This window comes from Pullulanibacillus sp. KACC 23026, from assembly GCF_029094525.1.
Classification (GTDB): domain Bacteria; phylum Bacillota; class Bacilli; order Bacillales; family Sporolactobacillaceae; genus KACC-23026.
Genome location: NZ_CP119107.1, coordinates 3,575,663 through 3,595,320, shown reverse-complemented (window position 1 = coordinate 3,595,320; position 19,658 = coordinate 3,575,663). Strand labels below are relative to the sequence as shown.

16 protein-coding genes are annotated in these 19,658 nt (G+C 41.5%); 12 read left to right on the top strand and 4 right to left on the bottom strand.

What is annotated here, in order from left to right:
- The first annotated feature begins 3 nt into the window (after nt 1-3).
- From PU629_RS16685 to prpB, 6 genes are all read left to right on the top strand, one after another.
- Nucleotides 4-627 (top strand): ECF transporter S component, encoded by a 624-nt coding sequence (locus tag PU629_RS16685; protein WP_275284473.1) that lies wholly within the window; start codon nt 4-6, stop codon nt 625-627.
- Between the two features lie 525 nt (nt 628-1,152).
- Nucleotides 1,153-2,184 carry a cytochrome d ubiquinol oxidase subunit II gene (locus tag PU629_RS16680; RefSeq protein WP_275281175.1) on the top strand — a complete coding sequence of 344 codons (1,032 nt, stop codon included), beginning with the start codon at nt 1,153-1,155 and terminating at the stop codon, nt 2,182-2,184.
- 30 nt (nt 2,185-2,214) lie between these two features.
- The gene (locus PU629_RS16675; protein ID WP_275281174.1) at nt 2,215-2,886 is read left to right on the top strand and encodes a potassium channel family protein; all 672 of its coding nucleotides are present in this window, start codon (nt 2,215-2,217) and stop codon (nt 2,884-2,886) included.
- Nucleotides 2,887-3,081: 195 nt separating this feature from the next.
- A complete protein-coding gene (gene mmgD / locus PU629_RS16670) occupies nt 3,082-4,197 on the top strand; it encodes a citrate synthase (RefSeq protein ID WP_275281173.1) in 1,116 nt (371 codons plus the stop codon).
- A gap of 30 nt (nt 4,198-4,227) precedes the next feature.
- Nucleotides 4,228-5,673, top strand: coding sequence for a bifunctional 2-methylcitrate dehydratase/aconitate hydratase (locus PU629_RS16665; protein ID WP_275281172.1), 1,446 nt, complete (start codon nt 4,228-4,230; stop codon nt 5,671-5,673).
- Nucleotides 5,674-5,688: 15 nt separating this feature from the next.
- Nucleotides 5,689-6,606 (top strand): methylisocitrate lyase, encoded by a 918-nt coding sequence (gene prpB / locus PU629_RS16660; RefSeq protein WP_275281171.1) that lies wholly within the window; start codon nt 5,689-5,691, stop codon nt 6,604-6,606.
- A 46-nt stretch (nt 6,607-6,652) separates the two neighbouring features.
- Here prpB and rnjA read toward each other — a convergent pair whose 3' ends face one another.
- On the bottom strand, nt 6,653-8,335 hold the full coding sequence (gene rnjA / locus PU629_RS16655; protein ID WP_275281170.1) for a ribonuclease J1: 1,683 nt from the start codon (nt 8,333-8,335) through the stop codon (nt 6,653-6,655).
- On the bottom strand, nt 8,335-8,544 hold the full coding sequence (locus PU629_RS16650) for a DNA-dependent RNA polymerase subunit epsilon (RefSeq protein ID WP_275281169.1): 210 nt from the start codon (nt 8,542-8,544) through the stop codon (nt 8,335-8,337). The genes rnjA and PU629_RS16650 overlap by 1 nt, the downstream gene beginning before the upstream one ends.
- Before the next feature lie 642 nt (nt 8,545-9,186).
- Here PU629_RS16650 and PU629_RS16645 point away from each other — a divergent pair.
- A complete protein-coding gene (locus PU629_RS16645; protein ID WP_275281168.1) occupies nt 9,187-9,969 on the top strand; it encodes a Cof-type HAD-IIB family hydrolase in 783 nt (260 codons plus the stop codon).
- Between the two features lie 64 nt (nt 9,970-10,033).
- Here the strand turns inward: PU629_RS16645 and def are convergent, their stop codons facing one another.
- On the bottom strand, nt 10,034-10,582 hold the full coding sequence (gene def / locus PU629_RS16640) for a peptide deformylase (protein WP_275281167.1): 549 nt from the start codon (nt 10,580-10,582) through the stop codon (nt 10,034-10,036).
- A gap of 162 nt (nt 10,583-10,744) precedes the next feature.
- Between def and PU629_RS16635 the strand changes: the two genes are divergently transcribed.
- The 5 genes from PU629_RS16635 (at nt 10,745) to lpdA (ending at nt 16,642) form a co-directional block, all read left to right on the top strand.
- Nucleotides 10,745-11,413, top strand: coding sequence for a YkyA family protein (locus tag PU629_RS16635; RefSeq protein ID WP_275281166.1), 669 nt, complete (start codon nt 10,745-10,747; stop codon nt 11,411-11,413).
- A gap of 425 nt (nt 11,414-11,838) precedes the next feature.
- Nucleotides 11,839-12,924 carry a pyruvate dehydrogenase (acetyl-transferring) E1 component subunit alpha gene (gene pdhA, locus PU629_RS16630; RefSeq protein WP_275281165.1) on the top strand — a complete coding sequence of 362 codons (1,086 nt, stop codon included), beginning with the start codon at nt 11,839-11,841 and terminating at the stop codon, nt 12,922-12,924.
- A 3-nt stretch (nt 12,925-12,927) separates the two neighbouring features.
- Nucleotides 12,928-13,905, top strand: a complete 978-nt coding sequence (locus PU629_RS16625; RefSeq protein ID WP_275281164.1) for an alpha-ketoacid dehydrogenase subunit beta — start codon at nt 12,928-12,930, stop codon at nt 13,903-13,905.
- Nucleotides 13,906-13,953: 48 nt separating this feature from the next.
- Nucleotides 13,954-15,225 (top strand): dihydrolipoamide acetyltransferase family protein, encoded by a 1,272-nt coding sequence (locus tag PU629_RS16620; RefSeq protein ID WP_275281163.1) that lies wholly within the window; start codon nt 13,954-13,956, stop codon nt 15,223-15,225.
- A gap of 4 nt (nt 15,226-15,229) precedes the next feature.
- Nucleotides 15,230-16,642, top strand: coding sequence for a dihydrolipoyl dehydrogenase (lpdA, locus tag PU629_RS16615; protein ID WP_275281162.1), 1,413 nt, complete (start codon nt 15,230-15,232; stop codon nt 16,640-16,642).
- A gap of 260 nt (nt 16,643-16,902) precedes the next feature.
- Here the strand turns inward: lpdA and PU629_RS16610 are convergent, their stop codons facing one another.
- The gene (locus PU629_RS16610; RefSeq protein ID WP_275281161.1) at nt 16,903-19,611 is read right to left on the bottom strand and encodes a family 78 glycoside hydrolase catalytic domain; all 2,709 of its coding nucleotides are present in this window, start codon (nt 19,609-19,611) and stop codon (nt 16,903-16,905) included.
- Between the last annotated feature and the right edge of the window lie 47 nt (nt 19,612-19,658).

The window sequence follows — 19,658 nt, the reverse complement described above, 5'->3', positions numbered from 1 at the left end:
TGGATGCCAGGTCACAGTCTCTTTTTAAGTTTAATGATCCTCATAGGAGCTTTTCTCCTCATGATGTTTCGTTTTGAAAGAAAAAAGCTAAAGGCACGTGAACTAGTCCTTTTATCTGTTCTCGCTGGGGTAGCGGCAGTTAGCCGGATTCCCTTTGCTTCCCTTCCAAGTGTTCAGCCAACCACATTTGTCATTATCGTTACTGGTCTGACTTTTGGTGGTGAAAGTGGTTTTGTGGTGGGATGTCTTGCCGCCCTCGTTTCCAACATGATGTTAGGACAGGGTCCATGGACGCCTTGGCAGATGTTCGCATGGGGCTCGATTGGTGGAGCAGCGGGGGTAATGGGACGGTGGAAATGGAGCGAGTGGATCTGGGTTCGTTGCCTTTTTGGTGCAATAGCGGGTTATCTGTTTGGCTGGGTAATGAATGTGTGGGAGGTATTAAGCCTTCATTTAGTATCGTTTTCTGAATGGTTCTCCCTTTATGCGGCGAGCTTTTATTTTGACTCCATTCATGCGATTTGTAATGTTGTCCTTCTTGCTCTTTTTAGTAAAAGCTGGATCAAGATTTTAACCCGGTTTAAAGTTAAATATGGATTACTGGATAAGACCAATAGTGGACGGTAATGTTATGCGGGCTTCTTTAAGAGCAAACCTGCATGAAGTTGGTTCAAAGGAGTAACTCATGATGACACGCAAGCAGGAGGTTTGATAGAATATATGTAGGGTTTTTTAAGGGACAGACCTCTGCTTAAAATCCTGATCAAAAAGAAGTGGATTTTTCGCAAATCTACACAGAATCTTGCTTGATGGCTAAAAAAGTAATGAGTTTTTGTTTTTATAACTGACTATTGCTTAAAATCTTGATCAAAAGAAGTGGATTTTTCGCAAATCTACACAGAATCTTGCTTGATGGCTAAAAAAGTAATGAGTTTTTGTTTTTATAACTGACTATTGCTTAAAATCTTGATCAAAAGAAGTGGATTTTTCGCAAATTGGCACAGAATCTTGCTTGATGGCTAAAAAAGTAATGAGTTTTTGTTTTTATAACTGACTTTGCTGACAAAATAACTGTTTGCTGAGGTCTGTCTCTACAAAGGTTGTTATACTTATAAAATGATATAAATATTTGTATTCAGGGGGTTAGAAGGAATGCCTGAATGGATTGGGATGACGCTGTTTTGGATCCTGTTATATGGGTATATCATTGTAGCCTCCGTGGATTTTGGCGCCGGTTTTTTTGCCAGCTATGAAACCCTTTATGGAGAGCGAAACGGGTTGGGAGAGATTATCCAGCAATTTCTTTCTCCTTTTTGGGAATCAATAAGTGTTGGTTTACTTGTGATCATGATGGCAATTGTTTATTCTTTTTCGGATGCAGCCCGACTTCTCGGACCTACTCTAATTATGCCATTCGTATTTGCCTTAATCTTGCTGATTTTAAAGGGATTATTCTTCTTATTAAGTAGGACACATCGAAAAGGTTTTCGCTTATGGACCCTTTTATATGGATTAATCGGTTTATGTTTACCTGCTGTACTCTCATCAGCATTAACGGTGAGTGAAGGTGGCTATTTAGATGATCAGAAAGGAAGGCTTATCTTCCATTGGTCTTTATTTTTGACCAACTTTTATGCCTGGTCAGTGGTGTTTCTTTCTATTGTTTCGGTTCTCTATATAAGTGCAATGTTTCTTGCTTTTTATGCGACAAAGGTGAAGGATGATCTTGCCCTTGAGAAACTAAGAGGATATGCTCTTTTTTGGAGCGGTCCTACCGTCTTAGCCAGTGCCCTTGTATTTGTAGCCTTGCAGCAGCAAAATCCTGAGCACTTTATGAAAAGCTTAGATGAAGCCTGGATGTTTATCCTCTCACTCGTTTGCTTGCTTGGTGCCGTCACACTGGTCTTTCGGAAGATTCGTTTGGGAGTCGCCTTTATATTGGCTGCCTTACAATATTTCTTTGCGTTCTTTGGGTATGGGATATCTCACTTGCCCTATATCATTTATCCTTATATAAAAGTAAAAGAACTTTCAAGCCTGCATGGGATTCGGGCTGATATTTATTTTGCTTTCATAATGGGGCTAGCTTTACTGTTTCCTTCTTTGATTCTTGTTTTTCGACTGGTCCGCTTCCGGCATGATTATGGAAAAAAGGACGACACGAAGCACAAAGAAAAAGCTTAGAAAGAGCAAATCACTTGGGACTTGTAAAGGATGGGGAGAATGAAAAAACAATTTGCTGTTATTGGATTAGGGCGCTTTGGAGGGGCGATTTGTCGCACATTGAGTGAACAAGGTGCCGAGGTGTTAGCTATTGATTCAGATGAAGATCGTGTTAATGAGTTTAGCACTATTGCGACACATGCGGTTATTGCCGATTCTACCGATGAGAACGTTCTTAAAAGCCTTGGATTGCGCAATTTTGACCATGTGATTGTGGCAATTGGTGATGATATACAAGCAAGTATCCTAACGACTCTTATTTTAAAAGAAATGGGAGTACCAAGAGTCACGGCTAAAGCGCAAAATGATTATCATGAGAAGGTGCTCAGAAAAATTGGGGCTGATCATGTCATCCACCCTGAACGTGATATGGGTGCCAGACTTGCACATAATATTACCTCGACAAATGTGTTAGATTATCTTGAACTGTCGGATGAACATAGTATCTTGGAAGTGGTGTCGGGTCAAAAAATGCATGGAAAGTCGCTCGTTGACCTTGATGTTCGGGCCAAATTTGGTGTCAATATCGTTGCGATTAAAAAGGGGTCTTCGATTAATGTGTCACCACGCGCCGATCAAATTGTAGAAGAAGGCGACATTTTAATTGTCATTGGTGCCGATGTCGACATTGACCGGTTTAAAAACCAGCTTTTAGAAGAGTAGATAAAAAGAGAGGGATGTCTTAAAGGACACGCTCTCTTTTTTTAGGGCTTGTAAATTCTGTCTTTATTGAAATCGCTTTCTAACTTAGCTATACTTATCTTATATTCGTTATTATTGTTTAATTTAAACTAGTTAAATAGTTGGAAGCGCAATCAATAGGCGGTAGCGTTTATTAATTTTTCAGGAGGCGGGTACATGGAAAAGCAAGTGGATTTTAAACCCGGTTTAGAAGGGGTTATTGCTTCTGAAACGGCCATTTCTTTTTTGGATGTTGAACAGGAAGAAATTGTCCTTCGCGGTTATGATCTTATTGAATTGGCAGAAAAGAAAACATACCTTGACATTGTCTATCTCTTGTTAAATCAAAAGCTTCCGACTCATGAAGAACGGCTTTATCTTGAAGAGCAGTTAAAAAAGGAATATGACATTCCGGAAGCGATTACAGAAATCTTTAAACGTCTTCCTAAGCAAACACACCCGATGGATGCGCTGCGCACGGGCTTGTCAGCCTTAGCTGGTTTTGATCCAAAACTGAACGACCGCTCAGAAGAAGCCAATCTCGAAAAGGCATTTCGGTTGCTCGCGAAGATACCAAATATCGTCGCCAACAGTTATCATGTGCTTCACGATGAAAAGACTTATGAACCAAAACAGGAACTCTCTTTCAGTGCCAATTTCTTGTATATGATTACTGGAAAAGTTCCGACTGAATTAGAGGAAACCATCTTTGATCAATCTCTAGCTGTTTATAGTGAACATGAAATGCCAAACTCCACTTTTACAGCACGTGTTATTGCTTCGACTCTTTCGGATATCTATGGCGCTTTGACAGGTGCCGTTGCCTCATTAAAAGGACATCTGCATGGCGGTGCTAATGAAGCGGTCATGTACATGTTGTTAGAAGCCAAGACAGAGGATGGATTCCAAAAGCTGCTGACTGAAAAATTGGCCAATAAAGAACGAATCATGGGTTTCGGTCATCGCGTTTATATGAAAAAAATGGATCCTCGTGCAATGTTGATGAAGAAGGCTTTAAAGAAGCTTTCTGCTGAGAAAAACCGAGAAGATCTATTTGCCATGTGTGAATTGGGTGAGAACTTGATGCGCGAGGAGAAGGGGCTTTATCCAAATTTGGATTATTATGCAGCACCTGTTTATTATTTATTAAATATCCCGATCGAGTTATATACACCTATTTTCTTTGCCTCGCGAACAGTAGGCCTTGGCGCCCATGTCATTGAACAGCATAGTCATAACCGTTTATTCCGGCCGCGCGTTAACTATACAGGTCCACGTAAGCTTCATCCATAAACTATTAATCTAGAAGGGATGCATTTAAACATGTCAACGACATCAACAAATGTTGAACGGCAGGCAACAGATACTTTGTTAGAAAAAATAGCTGATTATGCGGTTAATCATAAAATTACGAGTCAAGAAGCACTGGAAACGGCTAGGTACGTGTTGATGGATACATTGGGCTGTGGTTTCTTGGCCCTTCGTTATCCTGAATGTACCAAGCACTTAGGACCTATTGTACCAGGAACGGTTGTCCCAAATGGGGTTAGAGTACCTGGGACTTCCTTTGTGTTAGATCCGGTACAAGGGGCTTTTAATATTGGCTGTATGATTCGTTGGTTAGATTATAATGATACGTGGTTAGCGGCTGAGTGGGGACATCCCTCTGATAATTTAGGAGGAATCCTAGCGGCAGCGGATTATTTGAGCCGGAAGAAGATTTCAGAGGGTAAAAAGCCTCTCACTGTGAAGACTGTTTTAGAAGCGATGGTCAAGGCCCACGAAATTCAAGGCGTCTTGGCCTTGGAAAATAGCCTGAATCGTGTTGGACTGGATCATGTGCTCTTTGTTAAAGTTGCCTCAACAGCTGTTGTCACGGCCCTTTTAGGTGGTTCTAAGCAGGAAGTCATTAATGCGGTATCGAATGCTTGGATTGATAATTCTAGTCTCCGCACATACCGTCATGCGCCTAATACGGGTTCTCGCAAATCTTGGGCGGCGGGTGATGCGACAAGCAGGGCTGTCCGTCTTGCCCTGATGTCACTAAAAGGCGAGATGGGCTATCAAACCGCGTTGAGCGCACCAGGCTGGGGCTTTCAGGATGTTCTGTTTGGCGGAAAGGAATTAAGATTGGCTCGTCCATTTGCTTCCTATGTCATGGAAAATGTCTTGTTTAAAGTTTCGTTTCCGGCTGAGTTCCATGCCCAGACAGCTGCTGAGGCCGCCATCCAGCTGCATGAACAAGTAGAGGATCGCTTGGATGAAATTGATAAAGTCGTCATTACAACACATGAATCGGCCATTCGCATTATTGATAAAAAAGGTCCTTTGCATAATCCAGCAGACCGGGATCACTGTATCCAATATATCACCGCGATCGGATTAATTTTTGGTGACTTAACAGCTGATCATTATGAAGATGAGGTGGCTAGGGACCCGCGCATTGATGCGTTAAGAGAAAAAATGGAAACAGTGGAAAACAAGGCTTACAGTATGGATTACTTGGATCCAGACAAACGCTCCATTGCAAACGCCGTTCAGGTCTTTTTCAAAGATGGCTCAAAAACTGAGGAAATAGAGGTTGAGTATCCAATCGGACATCGACGGAGAAGAAATGAAGGAATTCCATTATTAATCGAGAAATTTGAAGAGAATCTGAAAACGCGTTTTCCTTCTAAGCAATCAGAACGCATACTCAGTCTTTTGCTAGATGAAACAGAGCTTAAGTCTACCACTGTTAATGAATTTATGGATCTTTTCGTGATCTAAAAAGGAGCGGTTAGCATGTCTTGGCTTGTCAATGAAGAGTTGGATCAGCAGGAGCTTGCTGCAAAGTTTATGAAATTAGTGAAACAGTCTGATATTCTAAAAATTCCAGGTGCTCATGATGCGATGGCAGCGCTCGTCGCCAAACAGGCTGGTTTTGGGGCCCTTTATCTGTCAGGCGCGGCTTATACTGCAAGCCGCGGTCTGCCTGATCTTGGCATGATTACATCAGAAGAAATGGCTGTTCGGGCACGCGATCTCATTCGTGCAACTAACCTTCCCGTTCTTGTGGATATTGACACAGGTTATGGCGGGGTATTAAATGTCGTCCGGACGGCTCGGGAAATGGTTGAGCATCGAGTGGCAGCCGTTCAAATTGAGGATCAAGACCTGCCGAAGAAATGCGGCCATCTGAACGGTAAGAAGCTTGTCAGTCCTCCGGATATGGTGCAAAAGATTGAAGCGATAAAGGAAGTTGCCCCATCCTTAGTTGTGGTCGCTCGGACAGATGCGAAGTCGGTTGAAGGGATCGAAGCGATGATTGAGCGCGCGAATCGGTATGTGGAAGCAGGCGCGGATGCTATCTTCCCAGAGGCCCTCACATCACAAGAGGACTTTCAACTGGCAAGTGAACGAATAAAAGCACCTCTTCTTGCTAACATGACTGAATTTGGAAAAACGCCTTATTATAGCGCAAGTGAATTTCAATCCTTTGGGTATAGCATGGTTATTTATCCCGTGACGTCCTTACGGGTGGCCGCAAAAGCCTATGAACGTGTCTTTCGGGCGATTGCCGAAGAAGGGACTCAGAAAGCATCTTTAGCTGACATGCAAACCCGTGAAGAATTATATAGCACGATTGAGTATTTTGCCTATGAGGATTTAGACAAGAAAATTAGTCGAACCATCTTACCTGAAATCGGAAAAGAATCATAAAAGAAAAGCAGAGCTTGATGATCAAGCTCTGCTTTTCCATTCGTATTTAAGCGTTTGTCGGATCGACTTCCATAATGATTGGCAGAATCATCGGACGACGCTTTGTCTTTTCGTATAAGAACGGAGCAAGTGTATCGGTAATCTCACTCTTAATTTCAGACCATTGAGAGGTCTTCTTGTCCATAACGGTTTTAATGTGCTCAGCAAGAAGGGCCTGTGCATCATTGATGAGATCCCCTGATTCACGCATATAGACAAAACCGCGTGAGATAAGGTCAGGTCCAGCGAGGACTTTGTGCTCTTTCATATTGAGACTGAGTACGACGATAACAAGTCCTTCTTCGGAAAGAATGCGGCGATCTCTGAGAACAATATTACCGATATCACCAATCCCGCTTCCATCTACATAAACGGAACCAGATGGAATTTTTCCAGCAATCTCAGCTGTCTGGTTATCGAGGGCGAGGACGTCCCCGTTATCCATGATAAAGGAATTTTCAAATGGAATTCCGCAATCATCAGCAAGCTCTGTATGCTTTTTTAACATCCTAAATTCACCATGAATAGGCATAAAGAACTTTGGTCTGATTAATCGCAGCATGAGTTTCTGCTCCTGCTGTCCGCCGTGACCCGAGGTATGAATATCACTCACTTTATTGTGAATAACCTCTGCGCCAGCCCGGTATAATTGGTTAATGGTTTTATTAACACTTACCGTATTACCAGGTATTGGGGAGGAGGAGAAGACAACGGTATCTCCTGGATTAATCTGGATTTGTCTATGAGTTCCATTGGCAATACGCGATAAGGCAGCCATTGGTTCCCCTTGGCTTCCCGTACAAAGAATGGTGACTTTGTCTTCAGGAAGACGATTGATCTTTTGTGAATCAACAAAGGTATCTTTTGGAGCTGTAATATAGCCAAGTTCTTGACCGATGGTAATAGCGGCTTCCATACTGCGGCCAAAAACGGCAATTTTGCGATCGGTTTTAACCGCTGCTTCCACCACTTGTTGAAGGCGGTGAATGTTAGACGCGAAGGTAGCAAAGATAATACGACCCGTTACCTTGCGAAAAATATCTGTGATGTTAGCCCCAACTTGTCTCTCGGACATGGTGAAGTTGGGTACTTCAGCGTTGGTGCTGTCCGATAATAAGCAGAGTACGCCTTCTGCTCCAATTTCAGCCATTCTTGTTATATTAGCTGGTTCGCCAACGGGGGTAAAATCGAATTTGAAATCCCCGGTATGAACGATGTTTCCAGGCGGTGTTTTAACAACAATCCCATAGGAATCTGGAATGCTGTGGGTCGTACGGAAGAAGGAAACCGATGTTTTGAGGAATTTAATAACATCGTCTTCTTGAATGACATTTAACTTAGCTGACCGTAACAGGCCGTGTTCCTCTAATTTGTTGCGAATAAGACCAATTGCGAGCTTTCCGCCATAGATCGGAACATTAATTTCTCTAAGCAGGTAAGGAATTCCGCCAATATGGTCTTCATGACCATGGGTGATAAAGAGACCTTTTATTTTTTCTTGATTTTTCACTAAATACGTATAATCGGGGATAACGTAATCAATGCCTAGCAGTTCATCTTCAGGAAATTTAATCCCTGCATCAATTAGAATGATTTCGTCCTGAAATTGAATGCCGTATGTGTTTTTACCAATTTCACCGAGCCCACCCAAGGCAAAAACGGCCGTTTGGTGGTTTTTAACAAACTTCATTAAAATTTCTCCACTTTAAAATCTTGGCTTTGCATTTCGTATTCCAAGAATTTTCCGTCCACAGCTTGAATAAATTCAATATTATAACCCCGATTTGCTAACTGCTTCCGAACCTCTCGTTCGCTTTCTGCTTCGACAAACATCGAATGTGTGTGCTCTCTTACAGGCACTTGTGCAATGGATTCTTGATACAAAACTTTGTAAATCATCTTTGTAAACCTCTCCTTATATATGTTGTTCTAACAATGGAGTAAAGGATCTTGGGTCGTCCATCTAATCTTAAGATCCTTAGTCTCTTTGTTAAGAACAACCTAAAAATCATTATTCCTCATTTAAATCATGTCCTATTGATGGCGTACAAAGGAACACGAAGATATATCTATTATATAGGATGTCTCTTGAAATTTCATGTTTTAGCCAGAAAAAGTTAAGATTAAGGATGGAAACAGCAAATAGTCGCCGCCCCAGCCCCTTTATAAGGGGGGAGGACGGTGCTAAACTTTAGCTTAAACTTGAGCCAATCGATTGTTGGTCAAAAGATCCTTCATTCGCCTAACCAACCGCTTTCTAACCCTTTTAATCATAAATACCCTCCTCGTGTTGAAGCTTTTGTGGGCGGGTGCTGATGGGACCGTTAGAGTCTCTAACGGTTAGGGTTAGTTTGTGCAATATATACATTTTAATGCTGATCTTGGACACAAAAGGACATTTAAGTGTTCGTTAGTTAGTCTTAACAAATGAGGACAAGCTTAGACACGTCTGTTAAACTCTTGTAAATTTCATTTATGTATAGTCTCTTGAGTGTTATAATCAATGAATTGAACAAACCAACATCTTCTGGGGAGGTACCTATGAAACCAAAGATTGTATTTTTCGATATAGATGGAACGTTGTTAAATCAGCATAAAAAACTCCCGGTCTCGGCGATGAAGGCCGTTGCCAAACTGCAAGAGGCTGGAATCTATACAGCGATTGCGACTGGGCGGGCTCCTTTTATGCATCAGCACATTCGACAGGAATTAGGCATTCAGTCTTACCTTAGCTATAATGGTCAATATGTTCGAGTAGGGGATAAGGAGATCTATAAGAACCCTTTTAAAATACAAGATATGGATCACTTATTGGAATTAGCGGAATCCCATCAACATCCATTAGCTTATTTAGGGAGCGAGCAAATGGGGGCTAACCAAAAAAATCACCCTTTTATCCTAACTAGTTTTGAATCCTTAAAACATCCAGCCCCAGCCTATCATCCCCATTTTTATAAGGAAAATGAGATTTATCAGGCCTTGCTCTTTTTCGAAAAAGAAGATGTTCCAACTTATTTGGACGATCATCATGTGTTCGATACGATTCAATGGCATGAACATTCAATGGATGTTATTCCAAAAGGCGGAAGCAAAGCGAAGGGGATTCATGCGATGTTGAGTTACCTTGGCATTGCTCCTGAAGAGGCTGTGGCTTTTGGAGATGGACTGAATGATATTGAGATGCTTAAGTTTGTCGGACATGGGATTGCAATGGGAAATGCTGTACAGGCGGCAAAAGAGGCAGCGCGTGATGTAACGAAACCGGTGGATCAAGACGGAATCGCATTCGGTTTGCAGAAGCTCGGTTTAATTCCAGCTAGCTGAGCGAGACGGCCAAATCATTAAAAAAATGGCGCTCACTTTTATGTGAACGCCTGTTTTTTTTTTTTTATTTTTTTGGAACGCCATCTGGAATTTTGAATGGATCCTCTTTATTGATTCGATCATAAAACATGATGCCATCGAGATGATCGATTTCATGCTGAACGGCAATGGCTGCCAAACCTTTCAATTTTACTGAAACTTCTTTCCCAGACAAATCATAGGCCTTTACTCGTATGCGGGCGTAACGCGGGACATAGCCTTCCACTTCACGATCGACTGACAAACAGCCTTCACCGCTTTCAAGATAGGTTTCCTCGACCGAATGGCTAATAATTTTTGGATTAAACCAAGCGTATTCGTGTACTTTGCCATCCTCTTCTATTAAATAAATAGCAATCATTCGTTTGTTTATAGCAATCTGTGGTGCAGCAAGACCTATCCCTGCCCGCAGTTTATATTTTTCAGCTAGTTCATCATCCTGGCTGTTCTTAAGAAATTCCATCATTTTTTGTAAGATTTCTTTTTCTTCCTCGCTCGGAGGGAGCGTGACTTCCTTAGAAACCTTGCGAAGGGCAGGATGGCCTTCGCGTACAATGTCCTCCATGGTTAACATATGTGGTACACTCCTTTATATAATAAACGAAGCCTGTTCTTAAATAGCAGCTTATTTTATTATAATATCATAGGGAGAGGTTCTAAGTGAACTAGGATGGAGAGCTGGTTTTTCATAGACCTGTTTGTAATCCGAGATCATCAAGTCAGGGGGGATGTGATTTTGATACATCGTATTAAAACATTTAGTTTATTTTTACCTTTAATAGGATTGCTTTTTATCGGGGGATGTTCAAAACAAGCAAGTCCTGCTGAACAGGCTTATACCGACATGGAGAAAGCCGCTCATGAAGAGAAAACATTTAATGACCAGCAAAAGCCGCTGATTCAGGAAGAACAAAAAGAACAAAACCTTTACAATGAAATAATGGCTCTTGATATGAAGCATTTTGATCAAATTAGTGCGAAAAGTGAAGAGGCTTTAAAGAGTATCAAGAAACGAAGAACTTTAATAATGAAGGAAAAGGAAAGTATTGACCAAGCAGAAAAGGTGTTCGAGAAAGCGGTCCCTCTTTTGAAAGAGGTTAAAACCGGCAAATCCGCCACTTATGCCAAAGCTTTAATAAACGATATGTCTAATAGGAAATCAGCATTTCAAACACTCTATAAAGACTACTCAGATTCATTGGATCAAGAAACAGCTCTCTTTAATCTGCTGAAAACAAAAAATCTTACCGTTGAGAAACTGCAAGCTCAGCTAGATAAAGTCAATAATTCTTACAAAAAAATTAACACAGATAAAGATAAATTTAATAACTCAACGAATCAATTTAATCAGGACAAGAAAAACTTTTATAAAAGCATGAATATTATGGGCAAGCATTCGGGGTAAACTACAGCCGTTACCCCCTTTTTTTATGCCTTTGAAACGCTCAAATAAAAGGGTAAGATAAGGGCTGTATGGGAGATACTAGACTTAAAAGCTATTTTTGGAAATGCCGGACAGGCATCACTTTTATTCCAAACAGATTATCAGGACACGATTAAATACTAAAACAGCGATAGTACAGTTTTAGTTTAAGAAGTATAACAGAAGTTATTCATTTTGAAAAAAAGCCCTAGTTATTGACGTTTTCAATTTAATTATTATAAAATTGATGTGGTGGAATTGTATTATTATTTTTCTTCATTTTGGTGAAACAGTTTTTCTGTTCTTAACCAAAGACCCTTTTTTTCTTTAAGGTCTCGCAGAAAGCTCTCATCAGAAATTATAGAGGTAAACTATAAACCCCTAATTTGAAAGGAAAGGTGAAGGGATTGCAAACGCATTACAAAGAGCAAGTCGACAATCTGTTCGAGACTTTGCAAATTCTAAATGAAAACGGAGAAGTTGTGAATGAAGCGGCTGTTCCTGATTTAACAGATGATCAATTAAAAGAGCTTATGCGCCGCATGGTCTTTACACGCATTTGGGATCAACGTGCGATTTCATTAAATCGCCAAGGACGTATTGGCTTCTATGCACCGGTTGCCGGACAAGAAGCTTCTATGCTTGCGAGTCACTTTGCTATGGAAAAAGACGATTGGTTATTGCCATCATACCGTGATATTCCTCAGCTGCTTTTCCATGGTATGTCTTTGAAAAACGCTTTCCTTTATTCAAGAGGTCATTTTCAAGGCGGTCAAATGCCTGATGGTGTTCATGCGCTTATGCCACAAATCATTATTGCTGCTCAATGTACTCAAAACGCTGGTATGGCTTTAGGTCTTAAAAAGCGTAATAAACAAAATGTTTCAGTTACTTACTTTGGAGACGGTGCCACTTCACAAGGTGATTTCTATGAAGGCATTAACTACGCCGGCGCTTATAATGTTCCTGCTGTCTTCATCTCTCAAAACAACCACTTTGCTATTTCGGTTCCTGTAGAAAAGCAAACAGCTGCATCAAAGCTTGCTCAGAAAGCGATTGCTGCAGGGATTCACGGAGTACAGGTTGATGGTATGGACCCGCTCGCTGTTTACGTGGCGACAAAAGAAGCGCGTGAACGCGGAATTAAAGGTGAAGGCCCAACATTAATTGAAACGCTTACTTATCGTTATGGCCCTCATACGATGGCAGGGGATGACCCAACCCGCTATCGTACGGACGAATTAGATAACGAATGGGAAAAGAAAGATCCGCTTATTCGTTTCCGCAAATACTTAGAAGGCAAAGGGCTTTGGTCACAAGAAGAAGAAGAAAAAGTAGTGGATCAAGCTAAAGAAGATATCAAAGCCGCTATGAAAGAAGCCGATAGCGCACCAAAACAAAAAGTGACGGATCTCATTCAAATTATGTTTGAGGAGCTGCCACATAACCTTCGTGAACAGTTAGAAGAATACCGTAAGAAGGAGTCGAAATAAGCCATGCCGCAAATGACGATGATTCAAGCCATTACAGATGCTATGCGCGTTGAATTAAAGCGCGATGAGAACGTCCTTGTATTCGGTGAGGACGTAGGTAAAAACGGTGGTGTATTCCGCGCCACTGAAGGTCTTCAAGACGAATTTGGGGAAGATCGCGTATTTGATACGCCTCTTGCTGAATCCGGAATTGGCGGTCTTGCACTCGGACTTGCCATGCAAGATTTTCGTCCTGTTATGGAAATCCAGTTCTTTGGTTTCGTATTTGAAGCCATGGACAGCGTTGCTTCACAATTAGCTCGTCTTCGCTATCGTTCTGGAGGTAAATTCTCAGCGCCAGTTACGATTCGTTCACCATTTGGTGGAGGCGTTAAAACGCCAGAACTTCATGCGGACAGCTTAGAAGGTTTATTCTATCAAACACCAGGCGTTAAAGTTGTGATCCCTTCGAACCCCTATGATGCAAAAGGATTATTAATTTCAGCTATAAGAGATAACGATCCTGTGATTTTCTTAGAGCATATGAAACTCTATCGCTCATTCCGCGGTGAAGTTCCTGAAGGCGAATACACCGTTGAAATCGGGAAAGCTAACATTGTGCGTGAAGGAACAGACATTACGTTAATCGCTTATGGTGCAATGGTTCAAACTTCTGTGAAAGCCGCTGAATTGCTTGAAAAAGACGGTATCTCTGCTGAAGTTATTGACCTTCGTACGATCAGTCCATTAGATGTAGAGACGATTGTGAAATCAGTTGAAAAAACGAACCGTGCAGTGGTAATTCAAGAAGCCCAAAGACAAGCTGGAATCGCTTCTCATGTTATCGCTGAGATTAATGAGCGCGCGATCCTCAGCCTAGAGGCACCAGTCGGCCGTGTTTCTGCTCCAGATACGGTTTTCCCATTCTCTGCTGCCGAAAACGTCTGGCTTCCAGATGAAAACGATGTATACGAAAAAGCAAAAGAAATCTATAACTTTTAATGACTAATTGATTTTGTTTTTCTTAATAAGACATAAGGAGGGAACGGCATGGCGTATCAATTTAAACTGCCAGACATCGGTGAAGGTATTCACGAAGGCGAAATTGTGAAATGGTTTGTAAAGCCTGGTGATGTGGTAAAAGAAGATGATGTCTTAGCTGAAGTCCAAAACGATAAAGCTGTGGTCGAGATTCCGTCACCGGTTGATGGAACCATTAAAGAAATTTTAGGTGAAGAGGGTAAGGTATATGTAGTCGGCGACGTCATCGTTACGATCGACGCAGAAGGCTATGAAGATGAAGAAGCCCCTGCTGCACCTGCTGAACAGTCTGAAGCTCCAAAAACAGAAGCACCGGCTGCTGCTTCCACACCTAGCGCTCCTGCAAAAGGAACAGAACGTGTGATTGCCATGCCATCTGTTCGTAAATACGCCCGTGATAATGGTGTTGATATTTCTACTGTTCAAGGCAGCGGCAAAAATGGCCGTGTCTTAAGAGAAGATATCGACCGTGTGGCTAACGGTGAAACAGCACCAGCTGCCCAAGCTCAGCCAGAAACCACAAAGGTTGAAGAAGCGGCACCAGCGGCATCAGCTGCTGCACCTGTTTCCACTGCTCAAGGCAGTGAAACTCGCGAGCCTATCCGTGGTATCCGTAAGGCAATTATGAAATCGATGGTTCACTCCAAGCAGACCGCTCCACACGTAACACTAATGGATGAAGTTGATGTCACCAAGACAGTAGCTCACCGCAAAGCCTTCAAAGAAGAAGCAGCGGGTCAAGGGGTTAAATTAACTTATCTCCCATACGTAGTAAAAGCGTTAGTCTCAACGCTTCGTGAATTCCCTGCTCTAAATGCAACGGTTGATGATGAGAACCAAGAAATCGTGTATAAGCATTATTACAATATCGGAATTGCAACAGATACGGATAACGGTCTTGTTGTCCCAGTTATTAAAGATGCTGACCGCAAGTCGATGTACACGATTGCTAACGAGATTTCTGCTTATGCAGCTAAAGCTCGTGAAGGCAAATTAGCGATGGATGATATGCGCGGCGGTACTTGCACAATCACCAATATTGGATCAGCAGGCGGACAATGGTTTACTCCTGTGATTAATCATCCAGAAGTTGCTATACTTGGAATTGGACGTATTGCTGAGAAAGCAATAGTTCGTAATGGGGAAATTGTGGCAGCTCCTGTACTTGCGTTATCCTTATCATTTGACCACCGTTTAATCGATGGAGCAACGGCTCAAAATGCGTTAAACAAAATCAAGCGTTTGTTAGAAGATCCACAACGCTTAATAATGGAGGCGTAATACAATGGTAGTAGGAGAATTTACAACTGAAGTCGACACGATTGTCATCGGTGCGGGCCCTGGCGGATATGTAGCAGCTATTCGCGCTGCCCAGCTAGGCCAAAAAGTAATCATTGTTGAAAAAGAACATTTTGGCGGTGTCTGCTTGAATGTCGGATGTATTCCTTCTAAAGCACTCATCTCAGCTAGTCACCGTTATGAGCATGCTAAGGAATCTGAAGACATGGGGATTAAAGCAGAGAACGTGACTGTTGACTTTTCAAAGGTTCAAGAATGGAAAGGCTCTGTTGTCAAACGTTTAACTGGCGGTGTTGAAAGCCTCCTCAAAGCGAATAAAGTTGAGATTGTAAAAGGTGAAGCGCTTTTCGTCTCTGAAAACGAAGTTCGTGTAAACGGTGAACACTATGAAACGAACCGTTACAAGTTTAAGAATTGTATTATTGCAACAGGTTCTCGTCCAATTGAAATCCCTGGTTTCAAATGGAGCAAGCGGGTTCTTTCTTCAACAGGAGCACTTGCATTAACTGAAGTTCCTAAGAAAATGGTTGTCATCGGTGGCGGTTACATCGGGATCGAACTAGGGAATGCGATTGCTGGATTCGGTACTGAAGTCACCATTCTTGAAGGCTCCAAGACCATTCTCCCTGGCTTCGAAAAGAAAATGAGCCAGCTTGTTAATAAGCGTTTGAAAAAGAAAAATGTCCAAATTCACACAGAGGCACTTGCTAAAGGTGTCGAAGAAAGTGAAACGGGTGTTGTGGTCAGTGCTGAGATCAAAGGGAAAGTTGAAAAATTTGAGGCGGACTACGTTCTTGTAACAGTTGGCCGTCGTCCTAACACGGATGAACTTGGTCTTGATATGGCTGGTGTTGAAACAACAGATCGCGGATTGATCAAAGTTGATAATCAAGGCCAAACAAATGTTAAAGGGATTTATGCGATCGGTGATATCGTTCCAGGCCCTGCTCTTGCTCACAAAGCTTCTTATGAAGGTAAAGTGGCTGCAGAAGCAATTTCTGGAGAAAACGCCGTAATTGACTATCAATGTATTCCTGCTGTTGTCTTCTCTGACCCTGAGCTTGCCTCTGTTGGTCTTACAGAAGAAGAAGCAAAAGCACAAGGCTATGATGTCAAAACCGCTCAATTCCCATTTGCTGCAAACGGTCGTGCGCTTTCCCTTAACGACACAGATGGCTTCATGAAGCTTGTAACGCGTAAAGAAGACGGACTCATCCTCGGTGCTCAAATCGCAGGCTCCGGTGCTTCTGACATGATCGCTGAAATGGGCTTAGCTATTGAAGCAGGCATGACTGCTGAAGATGTAGCCCTCACCATCCATGCTCACCCAACTCTTGGTGAAATTGCGATGGAAACAGCTGAAGTCGCACTCGGCATGCCAATTCATATCGCACGCTAATTATAATTATTTTTATTCGCATTACCATAAGAGGTTCCCTCGTTTTAAGGGGGGCCTCTTTTTTTGTATAAAGAAAAACCTTGGTTATAGGAGCATGCAGCGGCTCATAAAAAAGAAGTCCCTCCTAGTTAATCATTTTAGTTTTACAACCAAATTGATTAACTAGGAAGGACGTTTATATGATTACTTGATTTTAACTAAAGGGCTCTGCTAATGAATCATGATGATTTCTATTTGAACTTGAGGAAGTAAAGGAAGAGTTATCGATTTAGATGCCTTATTCCAATAGGTTCGTCATTATACATAGAAATAAACTGGTAATTTCCAGAGGTCACTTTCAATACCATAACGTGATTTTTTGTATCAAGAATCTCAATGCTAGAAAGTGTAGTTAATAATTGGTTGCTTTCTTTTACGGTGTCAAGTGAATGAGCAGGTAAATAGATAATCGCTGTGCTATTTACAGGTATATGAACGTTTAATGAAAAGGTGGATGCGTTTAACCATTTCCATTGGACCTCTACTTTACCATTAGGAAGCAGGCTTGCCGCATTTACGGCTTCGATGTTTCTTTCTGGATAAGGCTTAATGGTGATTTGAAATAGTTCCGCTTCAGGATTGTAGGAATAATCTAAGCCAGCTAGATTTTTAAAGAACCATTCCTCAATATGCCCTAGCATAAAATGGTTTTGGGAGGTTTTAGAGATAGGCCCATCCCAAGCTTCTGTTAAGGTTGTGGCTCCATTTATAATTTGAAAGCCATAACTCGGATGATCCGTATTTTGGGACATTTTATAAATAAGATCGGATCGGTCGAATCGATCAAGGACAGCTAATACATAACGGTGAGCAATATCACCAGCAGTTGTGTGATATTGATGTTTTTCAATATCGTCCACTAGATGTTGAAAAACGTGATCTTCATCCTCTTTATTTACCAGACCAAATACTAAAGACATGGCAGTTGATGCCTGACTTTCTGATCCATATTGCTTCGTTTGATTATTAAAGAAGGCCTCGTTGTAGGCTGCTTTAATGTTTTGTTTTAAACGTGTATACCTCATTTGATCATTTGGTCGATCAATAAGATCACAAATCTTTGTAAAAACATCAACAATATGGTAATACATAGCTGTTTCTGGCAAGGCAACAGGCGTGACCTGTGAAAATCCCGGAGGCTTTTCACCAATGTCATACCAATCGCCTAATCCATCCTTTACTATGTCATGATCAGCTTTTGCTGAAACATAATCGATGTACTTCTTCATGTTTTCATAGTGATCGATAAGGAGCCTTATATCTCCAAACTTTCGATACAATTCCCAAGGGATTAAAATATAGGTTGCTGCCCAGGAGACAGAATGACGGAAGATGTCCCAAGGCTCTGTGAAAGCCACATATTCAGGTGCAGTAGTTGGAATCATACCGTTTGGAAGCTGGGCATCTCGAATATCATTTATTACTTTGGTGAGCAGTGGTGCGATTTGATAATTGTACATAATCGCTGGACCAACCAGATGTACTTGCTCTAACCATCCTAATTTTTCCCGATGAGGGCAATCCGTGAAGACGCTTTTAGTATTACTTAAGACCGCCTGAAGGATCATTGAATGGATTTGATTAATCATTTCGTCTGACGTATTGAAAGTTCCAATTTGGTTTAATTCAGGGTAGATAAACTTTCCTTTTATATCCAAAATTTGCGGAATAATTGTGGCGTCACCTCTTTTTTTCGAAAAAGAGGCGCCTTCGATTTGTACATAACGAAAACCGTAATAACTAAATCGCGGTTCCCATTCCTCAATCATGTCTCCCTTTAAAATATAATTGTATTCATATGGGGAGCCTGAAGGTTTTTGATTAATGGTTCCATCTTCTTCTAGTAATTCTCCTGGGCTTATTTTAATGGGGTCTCCGCCATTTCCATTTACTTTAATACTGATCCAACCAGAAAAATTCCGACCAAAATCAACGACAAAAATACCTGGTTTTGGTTCGGTTATGCGTGTGGGGTGAAGCGTTTCCATTGCTCTCAATGGTGGGAAGGCTTGGGATTTTAAACACCCTTTAGCAGGGGTTACTTCAACGGCTGCTTTCCACTGTTCATTCATTTTAAATTCGGGTAGATCCCAGCCCTTTTGTTCAAGGCGTGCATCGTAATCTTCACCGCCATAGATACATGAAAAAGTAATGGGACCTCTAGACGTTTTCCATTGATCATTGCTACAAACAAGCTCTCGTGTCCCATCTGTATAATCAATTTCAACTTGAATCAAGCATTTGGGCAATCCATATGAATCTTTAAATTTCGTGTATCTGCCGCCAGATACGTTAAAGAAACCATTGCCAAGCATAATACCTATTGCATTTGGACCTAGTTGAAGATCAGTTGTAATGTCATAAGTACTATAGAGACAGGTTTTATCATAATTAGTCCAACCAGGCTCCAATACCCGATCTCCAACTTTTTCTCCATTTAATCTAAGCTCATAATGACCTAAACCCGAGAGGTAGGCTCTTGCCTTTTTAATTGGTTTTACAAGGTTAAATTCAGTTCTAAAAAGTGGAATGATCGCTTCTGAACAAGAAGAATTTTCATCATTATATCCGATCCATTTACTTACCCAGTCCTCAGAATTTAATAATCCCATTTCCCACCAAGACCATGCACTTTCTTGAAGTTGATCGGATTGATCCCACACGTAAACTTTCCAATAATAGCGCTTACGAGATTTGAGGGGGGCGCCATCATAAATAAGACATGAATTCTTTCTTGATATAACCTTTCCAGTGTCCCAGACCATCCGATCATCTTGATCAGGTTTGTCTTCTGTGACTATGATTCTGTACGCAGATTGAAAAAGTGCTCTCTCCAAACTCTCTTCAAAACACCAACTAAATGATGGCGTCCTTTCATCGAGACCTAAAGGCTCATATTGATAATCCACAAATAGCTCTTTTATCTTCAATTATCCCATCTCCTTTAATAACTAAAGCAATCATAACATTGTCCGAT

What these genes read in the sequence shown, in the direction of transcription:
- PU629_RS16685 (WP_275284473.1), top strand. Translation starts at nt 4, where the DNA reads ATGCCAGGTCACAGTCTCTTTTTAAGTTTAATGATCCTCATAGGAGCT.
- PU629_RS16680 (WP_275281175.1), top strand. Translation starts at nt 1,153, where the DNA reads ATGCCTGAATGGATTGGGATGACGCTGTTTTGGATCCTGTTATATGGG.
- PU629_RS16675 (WP_275281174.1), top strand. Translation starts at nt 2,215, where the DNA reads ATGGGGAGAATGAAAAAACAATTTGCTGTTATTGGATTAGGGCGCTTT.
- mmgD (WP_275281173.1), top strand. Translation starts at nt 3,082, where the DNA reads ATGGAAAAGCAAGTGGATTTTAAACCCGGTTTAGAAGGGGTTATTGCT.
- PU629_RS16665 (WP_275281172.1), top strand. Translation starts at nt 4,228, where the DNA reads ATGTCAACGACATCAACAAATGTTGAACGGCAGGCAACAGATACTTTG.
- prpB (WP_275281171.1), top strand. Translation starts at nt 5,689, where the DNA reads ATGTCTTGGCTTGTCAATGAAGAGTTGGATCAGCAGGAGCTTGCTGCA.
- rnjA (WP_275281170.1), bottom strand. Translation starts at nt 8,335, where the DNA reads ATGAAGTTTGTTAAAAACCACCAAACGGCCGTTTTTGCCTTGGGTGGG.
- PU629_RS16650 (WP_275281169.1), bottom strand. Translation starts at nt 8,544, where the DNA reads ATGATTTACAAAGTTTTGTATCAAGAATCCATTGCACAAGTGCCTGTA.
- PU629_RS16645 (WP_275281168.1), top strand. Translation starts at nt 9,187, where the DNA reads ATGAAACCAAAGATTGTATTTTTCGATATAGATGGAACGTTGTTAAAT.
- def (WP_275281167.1), bottom strand. Translation starts at nt 10,582, where the DNA reads ATGTTAACCATGGAGGACATTGTACGCGAAGGCCATCCTGCCCTTCGC.
- PU629_RS16625 (WP_275281164.1), top strand. Translation starts at nt 12,928, where the DNA reads ATGCCGCAAATGACGATGATTCAAGCCATTACAGATGCTATGCGCGTT.
- PU629_RS16620 (WP_275281163.1), top strand. Translation starts at nt 13,954, where the DNA reads ATGGCGTATCAATTTAAACTGCCAGACATCGGTGAAGGTATTCACGAA.
- lpdA (WP_275281162.1), top strand. Translation starts at nt 15,230, where the DNA reads ATGGTAGTAGGAGAATTTACAACTGAAGTCGACACGATTGTCATCGGT.